Source organism: Allomuricauda sp. CAU 1633, from assembly GCF_017313225.1.
In the GTDB taxonomy this organism is placed as follows: Bacteria; Bacteroidota; Bacteroidia; order Flavobacteriales; family Flavobacteriaceae; genus Flagellimonas.
Window position 1 is genome coordinate 173,231 of sequence record NZ_JAFLNE010000001.1, and the last position, 19,699, is coordinate 192,929.

Here is a 19,699-nt window from a genome sequence, read left to right on the forward strand (position 1 = left end):
GTTAATTATTGTTTGTATGATACGTTTTCGTTTTTAAAGAAAATCATGAAAATAAGGGCTACGCCTAAGGCAAAAATAGCAGGGAAGCGCCAAATACTTGTCCAATTGTGTTCGCTTTCACCGATAAGATTGGCATCGGTAATCTGTCCGGCCACCCAAAATCCTATCAGCATACCTACGCCGTAAGTGGCCAAGGTAATGAGCCCCTGCGCTGCACTTTTGTATTTAGGGCCTGCCTTTGTATCGGTATAAATTTGACCCGATACAAAGAAAAAGTCATAGCAAATACCATGAAGTGCTATTCCAACCAATAACATAAAGGCCATTTCACCGGCATCGCCGTAGGCAAACAACAAATAGCGTATGGTCCAGGCCAACATCCCGGCCATAATGGTCTTTTTAAACCCAAATTTTGTAAAGAAGTAGGGAAGCAACAACATAAAAAGCACTTCGGAAGCTTGTCCGATGGTCATCTTTCCTGTGGGATTTTCCATACCAATCTCAGATAAAAATGGGTTGGCGTTTTGGTAATAAAAAGCCAAAGGGATGCAAATCAATACCGATGAAATAAAGAAAATCAAGAAGTTTCTATCCTTCAACAGTTTCAGGGCATCAAGCCCCAGCATTTCCGAAATACTTACTTTCTCATTTCTGTCCACTCTAGGAGGAGTCTTGGGCAAGCTAAAACTGAACAATCCCAATACGGCAGATGCCAATGCCACCATTAAAAAAGTATTCTTCAGCATTCCGGATTGTATGCCTTCTGGAGAATCCCAAAGAAACACGTAGCTAATTACAAGTCCGGCCACAATCCAACCAATGGTGCCAAAAACGCGAATTGGTGAAAACTCTTTAGCAGGGTCTTGCATTTGATTGAAGGATATGGAGTTGACCAATGCCAGTGTGGGCATGTACAAAATCATGTATCCCAATACATAGGGATAAAACGCTGAAAAGTCGGTGGTTTGATACATTTGATACATCAAAAAGGCTCCCAAGAGATGGAGCACACCCAGTATCCGTTCCGCATTAAAATATCGATCGGCGATCAACCCAATAATAAAAGGCGCTATGATGGCACCCCATGATTGAGTTGAAAACGCTTGTGCCATTTCACCTCCGGTGGCATTCAAATTGTTTCCCAAAAAAGTGCCCAATGTCACAAACCAACCTCCCCAAATGAAGAATTCAAGAAACATCATAAACGAAAGTTGGAACTTTATTTTTGTGTTCATAAAGCGGTTACCTTTTATAAAAAATATAGTCCAAAGGTTCTGGAGTGATACCAGAATTCCTAAAATCCATTAAAATTTGACCTCTGTGGTGGGTGGAATGGTTCACAATGTGAAAAAGGATGTCCTGTAAATCATTGGTAAAGATTCTTCCCTGACTGTTTTCATATTCCACTCTTTTATTAAGATCATTTGCATTGGTGATGATCTCAAACGAAGTCCTCTGGTTATCATAATGAATATCCTCCCAATTTTCAAAAGGATGCTCCTGCCAAACTGTATGCGTTGTTGGTACTCCCAATATGCGTTGGTTCCATATATGATGTGCATTCAAAATATGACTGAACAGACGAATGGTATTCTCCGAGATTGTATCTTGGGAACCACACTGTGCAATCAATTTCTTGTTGCAGTAGAAATTATAGTCGAAGAGTTGTTGTAAAAATCCCTTCATACAGCCTTAAACTTAAATGAGGTGGGTTAAAGCAGTTCTTCCAATAGTTTTTTGGTGGCCAGGATACCTTCTTCTTCGCCCAGTTCGTTTCCTTCATATTCCACATCAATGAATCCGGTATAACCAGAATCTTCAATAATCTTGATCATCCTAGCAAAGTCAATGGTTGTTTCTTTGCCCGCTTCATCAAAATCATAGGATTTAGCACTAACTCCTTTCGCGTAGGGCATCAATTCCTCAACTCCTTTATATCTGTCGTATTCCTCAACACATTTGGATTCGTAGTAATCCCCTGCTTCCCTTTTGATGCAGAAATTACCAAAATCGGGCAGCGTACCACAATTGTCCATACCCACTTTTTCAATGACTTCAGCCAACAATTCGGCATTTGATGAAGGCCCACCATGGTTTTCAACAATTACATTGATATTCTTGTCCATCGCATAGGTGGCCAATTGCGTAAGTCCATCAATGGAAGCTGGCACCCAAACCTCAGGGTCTTGGGTTCCATTTAAATTGACTCGAATGGAGTGACAGCCCAAAGCGGCAGCAGCATCAACCCATTTGTGATGATTTTCAGCAGCTTCCTTTCTTACTTGTTCATCGGCGGCGGCCAAATCTCCTTGCCCATCAATCATGATCAGCAAGTTCTCAAGACCAAATTTTTCACTTTCAGCTTTACATTTTTCAACAAAAGTTGCCATAGCAGCATCTGAAAAGTTATCCTTTTCCAGTTCTGGGTAATACAACTGGCTTACGTATTCCAATCCTTCAAAACCCCAGTCGCTGGCCATTTCGGCAAATTTGTAGGGATCAACCCCCTCCTCACGAATCATTCTGTTGATGGACCACTGGGCCAAAGAAAGTTTATACGATGGAGCTGTGTTTTCAGCCATCACTTCCTCGGATGCTTGAGTATCAGAGGCTTCCTTTTTTGCATTCTGCTTGCAGGAATAAAATCCTGATACTAAAACCACCATAACGGCCAAAACACCGCTTTGAAAAACATTCTTTTTCTTCATAAATTCAAACTATCGATTTTCTTATAGAATCCAAAAACTACAACGTTATAGTAGGGAATTCTCAATAAACATAGGGATTAAATGTAGAAAATTAATTTAATAATTAATACATTTAGCAAATAAACAATCCGAATAAATGAGTAAATTTTATTACAACGAGGAGCAGGAATCATACGATGCCATTGTAGTAGGAACTGGCATTAGTGGTGGTTGGGCTGCCAAGGAGTTGTGCGAGAACGGCCTCAAAACCCTTGTTTTGGAACGTGGCCCCATGGTGAAACACAGAGAAGACTATCCTACCGCCAATTCAGACCCTTGGGATTTCCCACATAATGGTGAATTGCCAAGAGAAAAAGCGGCCAGACAAGAAAAACAGGCTAGGACTGGATACACGGTAAAAGCGCCACATAATTTTTGGTTTGTGGATGATATTGACCATCCTTATAATGAAACAAAACGATTTGATTGGATGCGCGGCTACCACGTAGGTGGACGTTCCATTATGTGGGGCCGTCATAGCTACCGTTGGAGTGATATTGATTTTGGTGCCAATAAAAACGATGGTATTGCCGTGGATTGGCCCGTTCGCTATAAAGATATTGCGCCTTGGTACGACAAGGTTGAAAGTTATATAGGAGTTACCGGTGAAACTTTGGGATTGCCCCAACTTCCGGATGGTATTTTTGAACCCATGATGGAGCTCAACTGTGTGGAGAACCATGTAAAGGAAAAAGTGGCCGAGCATTTTGATGGTCGGGTGATTACTGCAGGAAGGGTGGCCCACATTAATAGTGACAAGCAGTTTGATGGTGACGGTCGTGTACGTTGTCAATTTAGGAACCGTTGTATCAGAGGATGTCCTTTTGGAGCATATTTCAGTAGTGTCTCCTCTACCTTACCTGCTGCGGAAAGAACAGGGAATATGACATTGCGTCCAGATTCCATTGTTCATGAAGTAATTTATGATCCGGACACCAAAAAAGCAACTGGGGTTAAAGTCATTGACCGTGAAACCAAAGAAGAGTTTGAGTTCAAGGCCAAGGTTATTTTCCTATGTGCCTCTGCCCTAGCATCGACTTCCATACTGATGCAATCCAAATCCGATCGCTTTGAAAATGGATTGGGTAACGATTCTGACCAATTGGGAAGAAACATCATGGACCACCATTTAGGTGTTGGTGCTTCAGGTAAGTTTGATGGCTTTGACGACAAATATTATAAGGGAAGAAAACCCAACGGTGTTTATGTTCCACGATTTAGAAACTTGGGGGGTAATTCCAATATGGATAAGTTTATTAGAGGGTATGGCTATCAAGGTGGTGCCGGAAGGGACAACTGGGAAGAAACCGTAGCTGAACTTTCGTATGGAAAAGACCTAAAAGAAGCTATTCTTAAACCAGGAGGCTGGTCTTTTGGTATGGGTGGATTTGGCGAGGTGCTACCTTATGAAGATAACAGAATGACGATGGATTATGATAAATTGGATCAATGGGGCTTGCCTACGGTTACTTTTGATGCTGAGTTCAAGGAAAACGAGTGGAACATGCGTGAAGATATGAAGCAGCAAGCTGTTGAAATGTTGACCAAAGCTGGACTTAGGGACGTTGAACCGTATGACCGTCCAGGCGCCTTGGGACTTGGTATCCATGAAATGGGAACCGCCCGTATGGGTCGTGATCCAAAAACTTCAGTGTTGAATGGGTATAATCAAGTTCATGCCTGTAAAAATGTTTACGTAACCGATGGGGCTTTCATGACATCCGCAAGCTGTGTGAATCCTTCATTGACCTATATGGCATTTACTGCAAGAGCTGCAAACCATGCCGCTCAAGAACTTAAAAAAGGAAATATATAATGGAAAGAAGATCTGCACTTAAAAATATGGGGATGGCCTTTGGATATGCCGTGGCCACTCCAACACTATTGGGATTACTCCAAAGCTGTAAGGATAAACCTGCCTATGCAGAATGGGTGCCTTCCTTTTTGAGCCAAGATCAAGGATACGCCCTTGCACAGACCTTGGATATCATCTTACCAAAAACGGATACGCCCTCTGCAACGGAAATGAACGTTCATGTGTTCTTTGATTCTTTTATGGATGAGGTATTACCTGAAGAGCAATTGGATTTTGTGAAGTTGAGAATGGACAAATTTTTTGACAAGGTCCTATCCGATTCTGGCAAACAGTCTTTGACAGATGTGGAAGCTGCCGATATAGAGCCTGTTTTAAAGACGTATTTGGCCAAACGCACACCGGAGCAAGAAGAAATCCATACTGAGGCCATTGACAGCTATATGGAAGCTGTAATGAATGGCGGTCAAGGTGATATTGATGATGACATTGCCCGTTTTTCATTTGCCAACGATTTAAGGGATATGGCCATTTTTGCTTATAAAAATTCTGAATATGTAGGGGAAGAGGTATTGGCCTATGCACCTATTCCAGGTGAATACATTCCATGTGACGATTTAACTACATTGACCGACGGCAAAGCTTGGTCACTGTAATTTTGTTCTCCATTTTGAAATAAAAAAACCTCCAGAAAAGGAGGTTTTTTTGGTATTTGGACTGAACACAATCCTAATGAAAATACCTCGGATAGTTCTAAGTGGGGTGAACCGTCTCCGAGGTACTAATCAATAAATAAACACTATCACACATACTGATAAAGTTCAGTATAAACTATGATCCGCACATCAAGCAATCATCATCTGCTTGACCTTCCTTGGCGCGTGCAATCATTTCTTTCATTTCTTCTGGCGTCATGGGCTGTATGTCCACTTCTTGTTGACTGGCATCTGTAGCATCTACTTTTAAAGCTTCAGCTTTGGTTGCCGATGTCATTTCAGACTCCACCGCAACACTAACAGGCTCTTCTTTTTTCTTGGAATTGTCCAAAGTAAATTTAATAGCGTCCACTGCTGCCTTGGTCCTGAGGTAGTACATTCCTGTTTTGAGACCACTCTTCCAAGCATAGAAATGCATTGATGTCAATTTGGAATAATTGGCATTCTCCATAAAGAGGTTCAACGATTGGCTTTGATCTATGAAATAACCGCGTTGACGACTCATGTCGATGATATCTTTCATGCTGAGCTCCCAAACGGTCTTGTACAGCTCTTTAATCTCTTGGGGAATCACATCGATATGTTGAATGGAACCATTGGCGCGCATCAACTCTTGTTTTAGGTTTTCATTCCATAGCCCCAATCGTACCAAATCTTCTAAAAGGTGCTTGTTCACTACAATGAATTCCCCTGACAATACCCTACGGGTATAGATGTTGGAGGTGTAGGGTTCAAAGCATTCGTTATTGCCCAAAATCTGAGATGTTGAGGCGGTTGGCATAGGCGCCACCAATAAAGAGTTTCTGACCCCGTTCTTTTTAACATCTTTTCTGAGTTTGTCCCAATCCCATCGTCCAGAAAGCTCCTGGTCCTTAACACCCCAAAGATTGTGTTGGAACTCTCCTTTTGAAATAGGCGAACCTTCATAGCTGGAATAGGCTCCCTCTTTTTTGGCCATTTCCATGGAAGCGGTTACTGCCGCGAAATATAAGGTTTCAAAGATTTCTTGGTTCAATTTTTTGGCCTCATCACTTGTGAAAGGCATACGCAACATAATGAACGTATCGGCCAAGCCTTGTACCCCCAGACCAATGGGTCGGTGCCTCATGTTGGAGTTTCTAGCTTCTTCCACGGGGTAGAAGTTACGGTCAATTACCTTGTTTAGGTTTTTGGTCACTCGCTTTGTTACCCGGAAAAGTTCCTTGTGGTCAAACTCGCTGTTCTTTACAAACATGGGCAATGCAATGGAGGCCAAGTTACATACCGCCACCTCATCTGGAGACGTATATTCTAAAATTTCGGTACACAAATTGGAAGAACGGATGGTTCCCAAGTTCTTTTGGTTGCTTTTGCGGTTGGCAGCATCCTTGTAGAGCATGTAGGGAGTTCCGGTTTCTATTTGGGACTCCAATATTTTTTCCCAAAGATCGCGTGCCTTAATGGTCTTACGTCCCTTTCCTTCAGCTTCATATTGAGTGTACAACTTTTCAAACTCATCACTATGGCTGTTGAACAACCCAGGGCATTCATTGGGGCACATCAAGGTCCATTCGCCATCAGCCTCCACCCTTTTCATAAACAAGTCCGGAATCCACATGGCGTAGAACAAATCGCGGGCGCGCATTTCCTCTTTTCCGTGGTTTTTCTTCAAATCCAAAAAGTCAAAAATATCAGCATGCCAAGGTTCCACATAAATGGCGAAGCTGCCTTTTCGCTTACCTCCGCCTTGATCCACATAGCGAGCGGTATCGTTGAAAACGCGAAGCATCGGAACAATTCCGTTTGAGGTTCCGTTGGTTCCTGCAATGTAGGACCCGGTCGCCCGTATATTGTGAATTGAAAGTCCAATCCCCCCAGCAGACTGCGAGATTTTTGCGGTTTGCTTCAAGGTATCATAGATACCATCAATGCTATCATCCTTCATCGCCAAAAGGAAACAGGAAGACATCTGTGGTTTTGGTGTTCCTGAGTTGAAGAGTGTGGGTGTAGCATGGGTGAAGAACTTTTTGGACATCAACTCATAGGTTTCTATGGCTGATTCCATATCATTCAGATGGATACCAACAGCTACCCGCATGAGCATGTGCTGGGGACGCTCGGCAATTTTGCCATTGATTTTAAGCAAATAGGAACGTTCCAAGGTTTTAAAACCGAAATAATCGTAGCCAAAATCCCGGTTGTAAATAATGGTGGAATCCAAAGTATCGGCATTTTCTGAAACCACCTTGTACACTTCATCAGAAAGTAAAGGGGCTTTTTTGCCAGTTCTTGGATTCACATATTCGTAAAGATCCTTCATGGTTTCGGAGAAGGATTTCTTGGTATTCTTGTGCAGGTTGGAAACCGAGATACGCGCCGCCAGCTTTGCATAATCAGGATGAGTGGTGGTCATGGTCGCAGCAATTTCTGCAGCCAAATTGTCCAACTCGGATGTGGTAACCCCATCATACAATCCCTCAATAACGCGCATGGCTACCTTTACAGGGTCTACCAAAGAATTGAGTCCATAACAAAGTTTTCTAACTCGGGCCGTAATCTTGTCGAACATTATCGGCTCTTTTCTTCCATCTCTTTTTACTACATACATGGCGCTACGAATATTTAGTGTTACTGTTGGTTTTTTTGAATGTTAAAAATTTAACATTTTGTGTTAAGTGCATGGAAACTTCCGTGGCAATCGGAAGTCAACAAACAATTGGTTACTTAAAAATCTGCGTCGAAACTGATTTTTTGCGAATCAGAATCTTGCTCTTTGTTCAATACGCCTGCCTTTTGGTATTCAGACACACGTTTTTCAAAGAAATTGGTCTTGCCTTGGAGGGAGATCATGTCCATAAAATCAAATGGATTGGTGGCGTTGTACACCTTCTCGCATTGCAACTCCACCAACAAGCGGTCTGTTACAAACTCCAGGTATTGGGTCATTAATTTGGCATTCATTCCAATAAGGCTTACCGGAAGTGATTCGGTAATGAACTCTCTTTCTATGTTCAATGCATCAACAATGATTTCCTTGATGCGCTCCTTGGGAACCTTGTTCACCAAGTGATTATTGTGCAAATGCACAGCATAGTCACAGTGCATTCCCTCATCCCTCGAAATCAGTTCATTGGAAAAGGTAAGTCCGGGCATGAGCCCTCTTTTCTTCAACCAAAAAATAGAGCAGAACGCACCCGAAAAGAAGATACCTTCCACGGCAGCAAAAGCAATCAATCGTTCTGCAAAACTGGGCGACTCAATCCATTTTAAGGCCCAATCAGCTTTCTTTTTAATGGCAGGAAAGTTTTCAATAGCTTTGAAGAGTACGCTTTTTTCTTTTTCTTCCTTCACATAGGTATCGATGAGCAACGAGTAGGTTTCTGAATGGATGTTCTCCATCATAATCTGGAAACCATAGAAAAACTTGGCTTCGGAATATTGCACCTCGTTCACAAAGTTCTCTGCAAGGTTTTCATTTACAATTCCATCTGAAGCGGCGAAAAATGCCAAAATGTGTTTAATGAAATAGCGCTCGTCATCGTTCAACTTAGTGTTCCAATCCGATAAATCCTGATGCAAATCAATCTCTTCTGCCGTCCAAAAACAAGCTTCCTGTTTTTTGTACCATTCCCAAAGATCGTGGTGCTTAATGGGAAAAATTACAAATCTATCCTTGTTGTCTTGTAATATGGGCTCAACTGCTTCTGACATAATCGTTCGTTAAAATTTACAATTTGGAAAGGGATTTCCATGTGAATAAGGACTAACAAAGATTCAAAAATGTTGGTAGATTGTAAAGGGCGTTTTTGCAAAACGGGAGCAAAGTTTTTAACACAGGTTGTTGACATCTAGTGTGACGGTTACCCTTGTTGGCCTCGGCCAAATCTGTCTTTTGATAACTTTTGAGTTGTAATTTTCCGTTAACAAAAAAAGACCAAAAAGTATATTGCAACATACTCTTTGGTCTTACTGCTTATGAATTGCGGTTAGTGCTATAAGAAGTGTATTACCAAAATGTACGGCCTCTTCAGACTATGCCATTGAAATCATTTAATTCTAGGTAGTTCCCCCGAAACCTAAAACAGTATCCCAAGGTTCCTCTGAAGATTTTCTTTTGCAAGCGGTTTCTATAATCAAGAGAATTGGTTGCTTTGGCCGTACTATTTATTTGGTAATATTTGTATGAACGTTTATCTGGGAGTACGATGACCTTCTACCGCCACGCTATCCCAATTTTGCTGTACCTCAATGTCCTTACTTTCCGAAACAGCAGCAAAAATCAAGGCCGCCAACAAAATTATGAACAGTACAAAACACTTTTTCATAGTAACTTTAACTTAGATGGTTCCCTAATTTTAACAGCGCCAAGATAGATAACAATGGCCCCGACTCCTTGTTGGTTTGTATAAACGGTTGCCTTTTATGTATAATTGGTTTGCTGATTTTGAACCTTAAGACCCCTTTTTGCCCCAAAGAATTGGGGTATAGGCCAAAAGACAATGCCCTATTCACTTGATTTGACATTTTTTACCAGTTATACGCGTTACTTGTCCATCAACACATAATTTTAAGAAGCATAAACAGAATAATCCTAAATTTGAAATACCTATATTGTTTATATGCTAGAAGCGGTTATTGTAGATGACGAGATCAAAGCCCTACAAAGTTTGAGTTGGGAGCTGACCAACTTGAGCGACGAGGTTGACATCATTGCATCATTCACCGATGCCCATGAGGCTTTGGACTATCTGGAGAAAAATACCCCAGACTGTCTTTTCTTGGATATTGAAATGCCTGCCATGGATGGTTTTCAGTTCATTAAAAATTTGAAGAACAAGGATTTCCCGGTGGTTATTACTACAGCCTATAACCAATACGCACTCCAGGCCTTAAAAAATGAGGCCATTGATTATTTGCTCAAACCTATTGACACGGATGATCTTGAGCTCACCATTGCCAAGATAAAAAAATACAATTCCAAGAATTTGACCATTAATCGGTTGGAGAAAATGTTGTTGAATTTCAATGCAGAATCGCACAGCAAAAAAATTACCATAAATACCGATGGTAAATTGGTGTTCTTGAACAGTGACGACATTCTCTATGCAGAATCCGACGGAAATTATAGCACCATCTTCCTCACTGATGGCCAAAAAATCTTGCTTACCAAAAAATTGAAGGAAGTAAATACCCTCTTGCCAGACAATAGCTTTTTCAGAATCCACAACTCCTACATCATCAACCTGAACAAGATAAAGGAATTCCTAAAGACCGACGGATACGTTGTATTGGAATCCAACCATAAAATCCCAGTCTCAAGGCAAAAAAAATCCGATTTTTTGGATATGCTGTAATCCCCCAACATACCTGTGCTTACAACTGAGTCAATATATACTAAAAACCTAGGTCCGCTGCGAAAGGCAATCATATATCTACTGCCTTTTTTGTGGGTTGTCCAGATTTCGGCACAAGAGATTCCGGACGATTTTAAGGAAAAGGCCGCTCGATTGGTGGAGTTGATGCCCAAGACCTATCTCTCCTTGGACACTGAGCTTAAATCTGAAAAACAGGACACCACCCTTCTGCGTTATTTTGCCAATCTGGCCAGCGAGAACAATTACTTGGAGGGAGAAGCTTATGCACTTGACCAAATAGGGACAAAATACAGGAACATTTCTCAATTTAAAAAAGCTGCTGACCTCCACGAAAAAGCCCTTGAACTTTCTGAGCAGGCAAACAATACAGAGCTCAAGGTTTTGAGCCTGAATATGCTTGGGGTGGTCTACCGACGTACCGATGCCATAAAAACTGCCTTGGACTACAACCAACAGGCCCTTGAAATTGCAGAACAGGTCGAAAATCCTTCGCACCATATCAAAAGGAGTATCAATGTATCCTTGAACAGTATTGGGAATTTGTACCAAACCTTGGAACAACATGATTTGGCCATCATGCAGTTTAAAAGGGCCCTTAAATTGGAAGAAGAACTGGGCAATAAACTGGGACTCGCCATAAACCACCAAAACATTGGCGACTGTTTAGAGCAGAAAGGAGATCTGGATGGCGCACTGGAAAACTATCGAAAATCTTTGGCCTATAATGAGGAAATCAATTCGGATTATGGACGCATCATTTGCAAGAACAGCTTGGCACAGGTCTATTTAAAACAGGACATGCCCTATGCCGCTCTTGTGTTATTGGAACCACTTCACGGTGAATCAAATAAGATTGGTGATTTTTTCATCACCTCTTCAATTTATATAAATACAGGCTGGGCCTATACAAAAGTGGAGGAATTTGACAAGGCTCAAAAGTTTATCCAAGAAGGGTTGGAAATGGCCCAAAACCACAATATGCCCAGCAATGTTGTCTTGGGGTACCAAAAACTTTCCGATTTAGAACGGGAAAGAGGCAATTATGAGGACGCCTATACCTTTTTTAAAAAAGCGGCTGAGTCTGAAAAAGAAATTTCCAGTGCCACCAACCTAAGATACATGAACGATGTAATTGTGCGTTACGAGGCTGAGAAAAAGAACAACCAGATTTCCGTTCTGGCCAAAGAAAATGAAATTGTACGCCTACGGTTGAAGAAAAATCAGACCACTTTGTTGGTGAGTGCTTTAATTGTGGGACTGGTGGCCTCTATTCTCTACATTTTGTACCGACAGTACCAAAACAAGAATGAAAAAAGGGTACTTTCCTTGGAACAGAATATGCTTCGCAGCCAAATGAACCCCCATTTTTTGTTCAACTCATTGAACTCCATTAAGCTCTATATCATCAACAATGAGCAAAAAAATGCGGTGCACTATCTCAACAAGTTTTCCAAACTGATCCGCAAAATTCTCGAAGCTTCATCGCAACGGGAAATTACCTTGGCCGAAGAACTGGAGACCATTGAGCTCTATATGAACATCGAGAACATTCGATTTTCCAATGAAATTGATTTTAAAATAAATGTGGATGAAGATCTTTGCCCCTCCAACATTAAAATTCCTTCATTGGCCCTTCAACCCTTTTTGGAAAATTCGCTGTGGCATGGTCTTTCACCCAAAGAGGGTAGAAAAATGATTCACCTGAACGTAAAACGGAAGAGCCAGAACCATGTTTCCATAGAAATTGAGGACAATGGCGTGGGTCGTGGTGCAGCGGAAGCCAACAAAGAAAATAGGGTGCTGAAACGAAAATCGGTCGGTATCAGAATTACCAAGGAGCGTTTGGCCAACTTTTCAAAAGACTACCAGAACAAATTTGATGTGGACATTGTGGATTTGTTCAATACAGATGGCAGCCCAAAGGGAACAAAGGTCATTTTGGATATCCCTACGATTTAGTATGGCCTTGGGCCACTTCTTCCAATTCTTGGTACCATTTCTTCCCAAACTTTCTGATGAGGGCGTCTTTTACAAATTTATAAATAGGCACCTTTAGCTCCTTTCCCAAACTGCAGGCCGGATCACATATTTCCCATTTATGGTAGTTTACCGCAGTAAACTCAGAATACTCGCGAGTACGAACAGGATACAGGTGACACGACACAGGTTTTCTCCATTTTACCGCATCATCTTCCCAAGCTGCCTCAATGCCGCATTTGGCTATGCCATCTTTAGAAAAAATCACATAGGCACATTCGCTGTTGTTCACCAAAGGGGTCTCCCATTCGCCATCTTCCCCCTTTACAAAAGTGCCCTGCTCTTCAATGGCCTTGATGCCCTCGGGTCTTAAATAGGGCTTTACCTTTTCATAGATATTCATTAGAATATCGGTTTCTGCATCCTCAACTGGGGCACCATACTCACCTCCCACACAACAGGCTCCCTTGCATGCATTGAGATTGCATACAAAATCGTTCTCCAAAATCTCCTCGGACACTATGGTTTTACCTATCTGAAACATCTGTTTCCTCTCTTTACGGGCAAAGGTAATCCAAAACAAAAAAATTGATGTTTTCCAAACATATTATATAATCCAAAAGTCGTTTTAAGACGTACATTTGCAGACCGAAAAAAGTAGCATCATGAATTTGAATGTAAAGGAAATTGCAACTGCCAGTATGATTCTTTTTGCCGTAATCGATATTGTGGGCAGTATTCCCATAATTATATCCTTACGGAGCAAAGTGGGCCATATTCAATCTGAAAAAGCGTCCATAGTGGCAGCCTGTATTATGGTGGCCTTTCTATTTGTTGGGGAACGAATTCTTTCCCTTATCGGTATTGATGTGAACTCCTTTGCTGTAGCGGGTTCTTTTATCATCTTTTTTCTGGCCATTGAAATGATCTTGGGCATTACCCTGTACAAAGATGATGAACCTGAAAGCGCTTCCATTGTTCCCATTGCTTTCCCACTTATTGCTGGAGCAGGAACCATGACCTCACTTTTGGCTCTTCGTGCAGAATATCATGTGGAGAACATCATCGTTGCCATTATCCTAAACATTATCTTTGTATATATTGTTCTTAAATCGAGTGCCAAAATTGAGCGGGTCCTAGGTAAAAACGGACTTAGTATCATTAGAAAGGTTTTTGGTGTGATTCTCTTGGCCATTGCCGTTAAGCTGTTTGCTGCCAACATCAACCAACTCTTTGAACACTTGTAATTTTAAAGCCATACCATGAATAAAACATTTAGCATCATTCTTATTATTTTGGCTTTGGCTCTTATTGCCTACAATGTAACCTTGGTGGACTTTGACAATCCTTTTCAGGGAGATAGCACCGTAGCCTTGATTGGTATCGTGGCTTCTTTGAGTGCCATTGTGCTGTTGCTGATTTTTATGACCTCAAAAAAAATTCAGAAAAAGCTGAACAAGGACTAGTCCTGCATTCCAATAATGCCCTCGGTTGATCGCTCAATAACCGCAGCATCAATGTCTTTTACCTTTTTGAGCATGGAATCATATTCCCCTTTGATCTGGGCAGAAAGGTTGGGAGAGAACAATTGTTCGGCAATGTTTGCCTTTATAAAGGCTTTTATCTTGTCCTCTTGGGCATAAAAATCGAGCTTGATCTTACGGTTCAACACGAATTCGATAAAATCATCAAAAAGAATATCATCTACCCGGTATTCATCCAAAAATTGATTTCGGGTATAGTCTGCATATCGATTTCGATCCTCTTCCAAGTGTTCAAAAACAAATCGAGAGAAGAACTGATAGGTGTCATCCATACTTTCAATGGCCTCTTCCTCATTGCTGCCAATAGGCACAAAAACATCAGGGATGATACCACCACCTCCGTACACTATTTTCCCTTTGGGTGTCTTAAATTTTAAGGAATCTGCCACCTTTATGCTGTCCTCAGAAGTAAGTTCTCCACTGATATAGCGGTCCATAAACTTTTGGTAGTAATCCCGGTTCCCATTTTTGTATGATTTTTGAATGGAACGACCCGTTGGCGTGTAATATCTGGAAACTGTTAGACGTACAGCAGAACCATCCCCCAAATCCATTTCGCGTTGTACGAGTCCTTTTCCAAAGGAACGTCTTCCTACAATGGTACCAATATCGTTATCCTGTAATGCCCCAGCAATAATCTCACTAGCCGAAGCAGAGCGTTCATTGATCAAAACATACACCGGTCTGTTCTCAAAATCACCCTTGCTGGTGGCATAAGCCTTTTTAATTCGACCTTTTTTATTTTTAGTGAACAGAATAAGTTTGTCATCCTCCAAAAACTCATCGGCCAATTTCTCGGCAATGCCCAAATACCCCCCGGGATTGTCACGAAGGTCCAACACCAGCTTTTCGGCTCCCCTTATTTTGAGCTTTTTCAAGGCATCCTTAAATTCATCAAAGGTGGATTCCGCAAACCGATTTATTTTGATGTAGCCCATGTCTTTGGTAAGCATATAATAGGCATCCACACTTTTAATGGGCACATGATCGCGAATGACGGTAATGTCCAAAATCTTGTTTTCAGATTTTCGGAAGACCTTTAAATCCACTTTGGTACCGACTTTACCCTTTAACTTTGACACCAAATCAGAATTGGGAATTCTGCGGCCATACAGCGTATCATTGTTTGCGGCCAATATGCGATCTCCAGGTTTTATACCACTGATGTAGCTAGGTCCATTTTTTATGGTTCTGATAACCGTAATGGTATCCTTGTATTTGTAGAAACTCACTCCAATCCCCACAAAATCACCTTTCATGTTTTCGGAAACCTCTTCCATTTCACTCTTTGGAATATAGACCGAATGGGGATCTAATTTTCCAAGAATATTGTTCACGGTAACATCCACAATGCTATCAGTATCAATATCATCTACATATTCATAGTCGATATAATCAATAAGTCGATTGAGTTTATCCTTTTTGGAATTGGTGGAAAACAGCTTTTCCGGGCTGTCATTAAAGTGGAGCTTCCCTCCTATAAAAATCCCTATAGCAACAGCAAGAGCTAGAAATGTGGGCCAAATATATCCTTTAATTTTCTTCATAATAGCAATGGTTTTTTTAGACCATTTCTTCCAAAACGGGCAAATGAACGGTCTCTACTCCTGCTCGCTCCAAAAACTTCAGTCCAGAATCGTCCTTGTAGGCTGTTTGGTATACCACACGTTTTATGCCAGCTTGGTGTACCAGCTTACTACATTCCCTACATGGGGATAGTGTAATGTATAAAGTGGATCCTTCACAAGACTGGGTTGAGGAAGCCACCTTTAAGATGGCATTGGCCTCGGCATGGAGTACGTACCATTTGGTGTACCCTTCGTCATCTTCACAAAAATTTTCAAATCCGGTAGGAGTGCCATTGTACCCATCAGATATGATCATCCGATCCTTTACAATAATGGCGCCCACTTGTCTTCTTTTGCAATAAGAGAGTTTGCCCCATTCTTGGGCCATTCGCAGATATGCTTTATCGTATTTTTCTTGTTTACTCTCCTTCATATAGCATTGATTCAACGGATAATGAAATAAATATACCCGCTTTGAAAGACCCTTACAACCTTATTCGATTAATTTTAACGATGCCCCTAGTTGGGAAACGTTGCAATGAGCAAGGGTATTGTAATGGCAATGATTAAAATAGATGCACCTGCAATGAAAATTGGCCTTTTCACCTTTAATAAATCCAAAACCACAAAAGCAAGGGCCAAAATCACCAAAATAATAGTCACTTGTGAGAGTTCGATTCCAGTAGCAAAACCTAACAGCGGTGTAATCTTATCCTCTTCTTCGGCCATCAACATTTTAAAGTAGTTTGAAAAGCCAAAACCATGAATCAATCCAAAAAATGCCGTGGCTAAAATGTGCAGGTATAATCCCACTTGCATGGCCTCCCGAAACACATAAGCAAAATTGAAAACAGCAGTCAATAAAATGGTAACGGGAATCAAGAATTCAATAAGGGCTACATCCACAGTAAAAATCTCATATACCGAAAGTGCCAACGAAACGCAGTGGGCTATGGTGAATACTGTGGCCAAAATCACTACGCGTTTCCAGTTTTTAAAGGTAAACGGAACCGCCAAAGCCGACAAAAATAAAATATGATCATAGGCCCCAAAATCCAGCACATGGTTCAATCCCAGTTTGATGTAAAACAAAAATTCTTGCATCCTATCTATGGTTTATGGTTTAAAGTTCATGGTTTTAATTGAAACACAATCTTCTGACTTCTGACTAAAACTATGAAATTCCCCTTTCTTTTTGAATGGTCTCATACGCCTTCTGTACTTCCTTGAATTTTTCCTCAGCCCCTTTCTTGATGGCCTCATTTTCGGTCACCACACGGTCGGGGTGATATTTTTTGGCCATATTTCTATAGGCTTTTTTCACTTCATCATCCGTGGCATTCTTATCTATCTCCAAAATCTTATACGAATTATCCGTGGACTTGACGAACATGGCCATGATACTCTCAAAATCATGTCGCCCTACCCGAAGATACCCCGCTATTTCCCTTAACTTGCCAAGTTCGGACTTGCTCACTTGCCCATCGGCCTGTGCTATCCCGAATAAAAAGTGAAGCAATTGCAATCGGACCTCATAACGAGTACGCTGCACCATATATTCACAAATACGTTGGGTAGAAATCTCCCGCTTCTTGATTACATCATTAAAGGTCCGGAAAATGGCATTGGCCTTTTCCTTACCATAGGTGCTCAAAAAGTACTGTCGCACAGAATCCAGCTCACGCTGATTGACCTGCCCATCTGCCTTAATAATGATGGAGCAGAGCGAAAGCAGGTTCAGTTCAAAATCCGCAGGGGAAACCCGTTGACGCGTGTAGTCTTGAAATACGGTTTTTGCACCACCACTGGAGCCACCAAGATTGTCCAAAAAACTACCTACGATAAACCCCAAAATAGCACCCGGAAACCGAAATAAAAAATAGCCGAGAAAGGCGGCCACCCATTTAATCATCCTTCAAAAAATTTAAAGCCCAAATATAGGGCTTTGCAGAGGAAACTAAACCATACGCAATGTTAAGGGTCATGGTATAAACCCAACAATAATGTATCTTTGTTGTCTAATTAAAAAGAAGCCTATGTATCCTGAAGAATTGGTAAAACCTATGCGAGCAGATTTGGCTACCGCCGGGTTTGAAGAACTATATACAAGTGAAGCCGTTGAAAATGCCCTGAAACAAGATGGAACCACGCTGGTTGTGGTAAATTCCGTTTGTGGATGTGCAGCCGCCAACGCCAGACCGGCCGCCAAGTTGAGCCTGCAAAACAGCAAAAAACCAGACCACTTGGTGACCGTATTTGCCGGAGTGGACACTGAAGCCGTTAACACGGCCCGAAACCACATGGTGCCTTTCCCTCCATCATCGCCAAGTATGGCACTTTTTAAAGATGGGGAATTGGTGCACATGATCGAAAGACACCACATTGAAGGTAGACCTGCAGAACTTATCGCAGAAAACTTAATGGAGGCCTATAACGAATTCTGTTAATCCTTCCCAGATTTAAAAAAATTAAGCCACCCAATAGGGTGGTTTTTTGTTTTTAAGCATTAAAAAAGTGAACGATGCTTTATTTTAGTCCCCAATTTCAACCACATAAACCAACAAAACTGTGAGCATACAAAAGTTACTATCCTATCCTTTGACCATACTTTTTTTTATCTGCTTTGGATTGGTGCTGGTTATTTTTCATCCTATTCAATGGTTTTGTTTGAAGGTTTTTGGGTATGATGCTCATAAACGCAGTGTGTCCATCCTCAATTGGTTTATTTTGCGATGTACCAATGTGCTGGGCACTCGTTATACTTTTACCAATCAGCAAACTATTCCTATGGATAGACCTTTGATCATTGTTACCAACCATCAGAGCATGTATGACATTCCTCCTTTGATTTGGTATATGCGAAAACACCATCCCAAATTTGTAAGTAAGATTGAATTGGGCAAAGGCATCCCCAGTGTATCTTTTAATTTGCGGAACAGTGGTTCTGCCTTGATAGATCGAAAAGACCCCAAACAAAGCATCGCAGAACTCCAAAAATTGGGAAAATACATAGAGGACCATAAACGCAGTGCCGTTATTTTTCCAGAAGGTACCCGCAGCCGAAACGGAGTTCCTAAGCCTTTCCGCACAACCGGGTTAAAGGTGCTGATGAAAAATGCACCTTCAGCATTGATTGTTCCTATCAGCATCAATAATTCGTGGAAGTTGTTGCGCTTTGGAAAGTTTCCCATGGGATTAGGCAACCATCTTAAATTTACCGTCCATCCTCCTATAGAGATTGAAGGTGATGCAGAAGCCTTAATCGCCCAAGTTGAGCAACAAATTGTATCTGGCATATCCACCACCCCATGAGTCAAGATCAGTTGATACAAAATACCATCACTTTTGTAAAAGAGGAGCTTCAAAATGCGGAAGGTGGCCACGACTGGTTTCATATTGAGCGGGTTTTTAATACCGCAAAGTTGATTTCCCAAAACGAAGAAGTGGATTCGCTTGTGGTTCAATTGGCAGCCCTTCTACATGACATTGCCGACCCCAAATTTTATGATGGCGATGAAAGTGTGGGGGCCAAAATGGCCAGGGATTTCCTTGAAGGCCAAAATTTGGACATAAAAATCGTTGATCATGTGGTGAACATCATTCAACACATGTCGTTTAAAAACAGTTTGGATAAAAGTTCAGCAACTTTTTCATCAATAGAACTGGAAGTGGTTCAAGATGCTGATCGTTTGGATGCGATTGGTGCAATAGGCATTGCCAGAACATTTAATTATGGTGGATTCAAAAATAGACCTTTGTATGACCCTAATATTCCGCCCAATCTTAACATGACCAAGGAGGAATATAAGAACTCCAAAGCCCCGACAATCAATCATTTTTATGAAAAATTGTTGCTCCTCCATGAAAAAATGAACACCGAAACTGGTAAAAAACTGGCTCAACAAAGACATCAATTTATGTTGGATTACCTGGAACAATTTTATAAAGAATGGAATGGTGAATAAACTTTGACCTCTAGT

General features: G+C 41.3%; 20 protein-coding genes. 9 read left to right on the plus strand and 11 right to left on the minus strand.

Going from position 1 to position 19,699, the window contains the following annotated elements:
• Window positions 1–5: 5 nt before the first annotated feature.
• The 3 genes from J0X14_RS00750 to J0X14_RS00760 are packed head-to-tail and all read right to left on the minus strand — an operon-like array spanning window position 6 to window position 2,708.
• Entirely contained in the window at window positions 6–1,235 is a 1,230-nt protein-coding gene (locus tag J0X14_RS00750; RefSeq protein WP_207095856.1) for a nucleoside permease, read from the minus strand.
• A 7-nt stretch (window positions 1,236–1,242) separates the two neighbouring features.
• A complete protein-coding gene (locus J0X14_RS00755; protein ID WP_207095857.1) occupies window positions 1,243–1,686 on the minus strand; it encodes a DinB family protein in 444 nt (147 codons plus the stop codon).
• Between the two features lie 26 nt (window positions 1,687–1,712).
• A complete protein-coding gene (locus J0X14_RS00760; protein WP_207095858.1) occupies window positions 1,713–2,708 on the minus strand; it encodes a sugar phosphate isomerase/epimerase family protein in 996 nt (331 codons plus the stop codon).
• 136 nt (window positions 2,709–2,844) lie between these two features.
• Here J0X14_RS00760 and J0X14_RS00765 point away from each other — a divergent pair, with 136 nt between their 5' ends.
• Window positions 2,845–4,563 (plus strand): GMC oxidoreductase, encoded by a 1,719-nt coding sequence (locus J0X14_RS00765; RefSeq protein WP_207095859.1) that lies wholly within the window; start codon window positions 2,845–2,847, stop codon window positions 4,561–4,563.
• On the plus strand, window positions 4,563–5,216 hold the full coding sequence (locus J0X14_RS00770) for a gluconate 2-dehydrogenase subunit 3 family protein (RefSeq protein WP_207095860.1): 654 nt from the start codon (window positions 4,563–4,565) through the stop codon (window positions 5,214–5,216). Before J0X14_RS00765 ends, J0X14_RS00770 begins: the two co-directional genes overlap by 1 nt.
• A 175-nt stretch (window positions 5,217–5,391) precedes the next feature.
• On the opposite strand, the gene J0X14_RS00775 is transcribed toward J0X14_RS00770, so the two are convergent.
• From J0X14_RS00775 to J0X14_RS19110, 3 genes are all read right to left on the minus strand, one after another.
• Window positions 5,392–7,863: a ribonucleoside-diphosphate reductase subunit alpha gene (locus J0X14_RS00775; RefSeq protein ID WP_207095861.1), complete on the minus strand. Its 2,472-nt coding sequence runs from the start codon at window positions 7,861–7,863 to the stop codon at window positions 5,392–5,394.
• A gap of 116 nt (window positions 7,864–7,979) precedes the next feature.
• Window positions 7,980–8,966: a ribonucleotide-diphosphate reductase subunit beta gene (locus J0X14_RS00780; protein WP_207095862.1), complete on the minus strand. Its 987-nt coding sequence runs from the start codon at window positions 8,964–8,966 to the stop codon at window positions 7,980–7,982.
• Window positions 8,967–9,445: 479 nt separating this feature from the next.
• Window positions 9,446–9,580, minus strand: coding sequence for a hypothetical protein (locus J0X14_RS19110; protein ID WP_262897089.1), 135 nt, complete (start codon window positions 9,578–9,580; stop codon window positions 9,446–9,448).
• 294 nt (window positions 9,581–9,874) lie between these two features.
• Between J0X14_RS19110 and J0X14_RS00785 the strand changes: the two genes are divergently transcribed.
• Window positions 9,875–10,609, plus strand: a complete 735-nt coding sequence (locus tag J0X14_RS00785; protein ID WP_207095863.1) for a LytR/AlgR family response regulator transcription factor — start codon at window positions 9,875–9,877, stop codon at window positions 10,607–10,609.
• Window positions 10,610–10,699: 90 nt separating this feature from the next.
• Window positions 10,700–12,589 carry a tetratricopeptide repeat protein gene (locus J0X14_RS00790; RefSeq protein WP_242527880.1) on the plus strand — a complete coding sequence of 630 codons (1,890 nt, stop codon included), beginning with the start codon at window positions 10,700–10,702 and terminating at the stop codon, window positions 12,587–12,589.
• Here J0X14_RS00790 and J0X14_RS00795 read toward each other — a convergent pair.
• Complete coding sequence (locus tag J0X14_RS00795) at window positions 12,579–13,151, minus strand: DUF3109 family protein (protein WP_207095864.1); 573 nt, start codon at window positions 13,149–13,151, stop codon at window positions 12,579–12,581. The genes J0X14_RS00790 and J0X14_RS00795 overlap by 11 nt on opposite strands.
• A gap of 121 nt (window positions 13,152–13,272) precedes the next feature.
• On the opposite strand from J0X14_RS00795, the gene J0X14_RS00800 reads away from it, so the two are divergent.
• Together J0X14_RS00800 and J0X14_RS00805 are read left to right on the plus strand one after the other, a co-directional pair.
• Complete coding sequence (locus J0X14_RS00800) at window positions 13,273–13,854, plus strand: MarC family protein (protein WP_207095865.1); 582 nt, start codon at window positions 13,273–13,275, stop codon at window positions 13,852–13,854.
• A 15-nt stretch (window positions 13,855–13,869) separates the two neighbouring features.
• Window positions 13,870–14,073: a hypothetical protein gene (locus J0X14_RS00805; RefSeq protein ID WP_207095866.1), complete on the plus strand. Its 204-nt coding sequence runs from the start codon at window positions 13,870–13,872 to the stop codon at window positions 14,071–14,073.
• Here J0X14_RS00805 and J0X14_RS00810 read toward each other — a convergent pair.
• The 4 genes from J0X14_RS00810 to J0X14_RS00825 all read right to left on the minus strand — a co-directional run bounded on the left by J0X14_RS00810 (window position 14,070) and on the right by J0X14_RS00825 (window position 17,631).
• Complete coding sequence (locus J0X14_RS00810; RefSeq protein WP_207095867.1) at window positions 14,070–15,698, minus strand: S41 family peptidase; 1,629 nt, start codon at window positions 15,696–15,698, stop codon at window positions 14,070–14,072. The genes J0X14_RS00805 and J0X14_RS00810 overlap by 4 nt on opposite strands.
• Window positions 15,699–15,714: 16 nt before the next feature.
• A complete protein-coding gene (locus tag J0X14_RS00815) occupies window positions 15,715–16,152 on the minus strand; it encodes a deoxycytidylate deaminase (RefSeq protein WP_036381356.1) in 438 nt (145 codons plus the stop codon).
• Between the two features lie 86 nt (window positions 16,153–16,238).
• Window positions 16,239–16,823: a HupE/UreJ family protein gene (locus J0X14_RS00820; protein ID WP_207095868.1), complete on the minus strand. Its 585-nt coding sequence runs from the start codon at window positions 16,821–16,823 to the stop codon at window positions 16,239–16,241.
• Between the two features lie 70 nt (window positions 16,824–16,893).
• Entirely contained in the window at window positions 16,894–17,631 is a 738-nt protein-coding gene (locus J0X14_RS00825; RefSeq protein ID WP_207095869.1) for a TerB family tellurite resistance protein, read from the minus strand.
• Window positions 17,632–17,755: 124 nt separating this feature from the next.
• On the opposite strand from J0X14_RS00825, the gene J0X14_RS00830 reads away from it, so the two are divergent.
• The 3 genes from J0X14_RS00830 (at window position 17,756) to J0X14_RS00840 (ending at window position 19,684) form a co-directional block, all read left to right on the plus strand.
• Window positions 17,756–18,166, plus strand: a complete 411-nt coding sequence (locus J0X14_RS00830) for a BrxA/BrxB family bacilliredoxin (RefSeq protein ID WP_036381348.1) — start codon at window positions 17,756–17,758, stop codon at window positions 18,164–18,166.
• Between the two features lie 127 nt (window positions 18,167–18,293).
• The gene (locus J0X14_RS00835; RefSeq protein WP_207096634.1) at window positions 18,294–19,031 is read left to right on the plus strand and encodes a lysophospholipid acyltransferase family protein; all 738 of its coding nucleotides are present in this window, start codon (window positions 18,294–18,296) and stop codon (window positions 19,029–19,031) included.
• Window positions 19,028–19,684 carry an HD domain-containing protein gene (locus J0X14_RS00840; protein WP_207095870.1) on the plus strand — a complete coding sequence of 219 codons (657 nt, stop codon included), beginning with the start codon at window positions 19,028–19,030 and terminating at the stop codon, window positions 19,682–19,684. The genes J0X14_RS00835 and J0X14_RS00840 overlap by 4 nt, the downstream gene beginning before the upstream one ends.
• The last annotated feature ends 15 nt before the right edge of the window (window positions 19,685–19,699 follow it).

Bases quoted from the DNA above. Each gene is read 5' to 3' on its own strand.
- J0X14_RS00810 (WP_207095867.1), bottom strand. From the start codon at position 15,698: ATGAAGAAAATTAAAGGATATATTTGGCCCACATTTCTAGCTCTTGCT.
- J0X14_RS00820 (WP_207095868.1), bottom strand. From the start codon at position 16,823: ATGCAAGAATTTTTGTTTTACATCAAACTGGGATTGAACCATGTGCTG.
- J0X14_RS19110 (WP_262897089.1), bottom strand. From the start codon at position 9,580: ATGAAAAAGTGTTTTGTACTGTTCATAATTTTGTTGGCGGCCTTGATT.
- J0X14_RS00775 (WP_207095861.1), bottom strand. From the start codon at position 7,863: ATGTATGTAGTAAAAAGAGATGGAAGAAAAGAGCCGATAATGTTCGAC.
- J0X14_RS00750 (WP_207095856.1), bottom strand. From the start codon at position 1,235: ATGAACACAAAAATAAAGTTCCAACTTTCGTTTATGATGTTTCTTGAA.
- J0X14_RS00815 (WP_036381356.1), bottom strand. From the start codon at position 16,152: ATGAAGGAGAGTAAACAAGAAAAATACGATAAAGCATATCTGCGAATG.
- J0X14_RS00795 (WP_207095864.1), bottom strand. From the start codon at position 13,151: ATGTTTCAGATAGGTAAAACCATAGTGTCCGAGGAGATTTTGGAGAAC.
- J0X14_RS00770 (WP_207095860.1), top strand. From the start codon at position 4,563: ATGGAAAGAAGATCTGCACTTAAAAATATGGGGATGGCCTTTGGATAT.
- J0X14_RS00805 (WP_207095866.1), top strand. From the start codon at position 13,870: ATGAATAAAACATTTAGCATCATTCTTATTATTTTGGCTTTGGCTCTT.
- J0X14_RS00755 (WP_207095857.1), bottom strand. From the start codon at position 1,686: ATGAAGGGATTTTTACAACAACTCTTCGACTATAATTTCTACTGCAAC.
- J0X14_RS00785 (WP_207095863.1), top strand. From the start codon at position 9,875: ATGCTAGAAGCGGTTATTGTAGATGACGAGATCAAAGCCCTACAAAGT.
- J0X14_RS00765 (WP_207095859.1), top strand. From the start codon at position 2,845: ATGAGTAAATTTTATTACAACGAGGAGCAGGAATCATACGATGCCATT.
- J0X14_RS00800 (WP_207095865.1), top strand. From the start codon at position 13,273: ATGAATTTGAATGTAAAGGAAATTGCAACTGCCAGTATGATTCTTTTT.
- J0X14_RS00825 (WP_207095869.1), bottom strand. From the start codon at position 17,631: ATGATTAAATGGGTGGCCGCCTTTCTCGGCTATTTTTTATTTCGGTTT.
- J0X14_RS00780 (WP_207095862.1), bottom strand. From the start codon at position 8,966: ATGTCAGAAGCAGTTGAGCCCATATTACAAGACAACAAGGATAGATTT.
- J0X14_RS00760 (WP_207095858.1), bottom strand. From the start codon at position 2,708: ATGAAGAAAAAGAATGTTTTTCAAAGCGGTGTTTTGGCCGTTATGGTG.
- J0X14_RS00840 (WP_207095870.1), top strand. From the start codon at position 19,028: ATGAGTCAAGATCAGTTGATACAAAATACCATCACTTTTGTAAAAGAG.
- J0X14_RS00830 (WP_036381348.1), top strand. From the start codon at position 17,756: ATGTATCCTGAAGAATTGGTAAAACCTATGCGAGCAGATTTGGCTACC.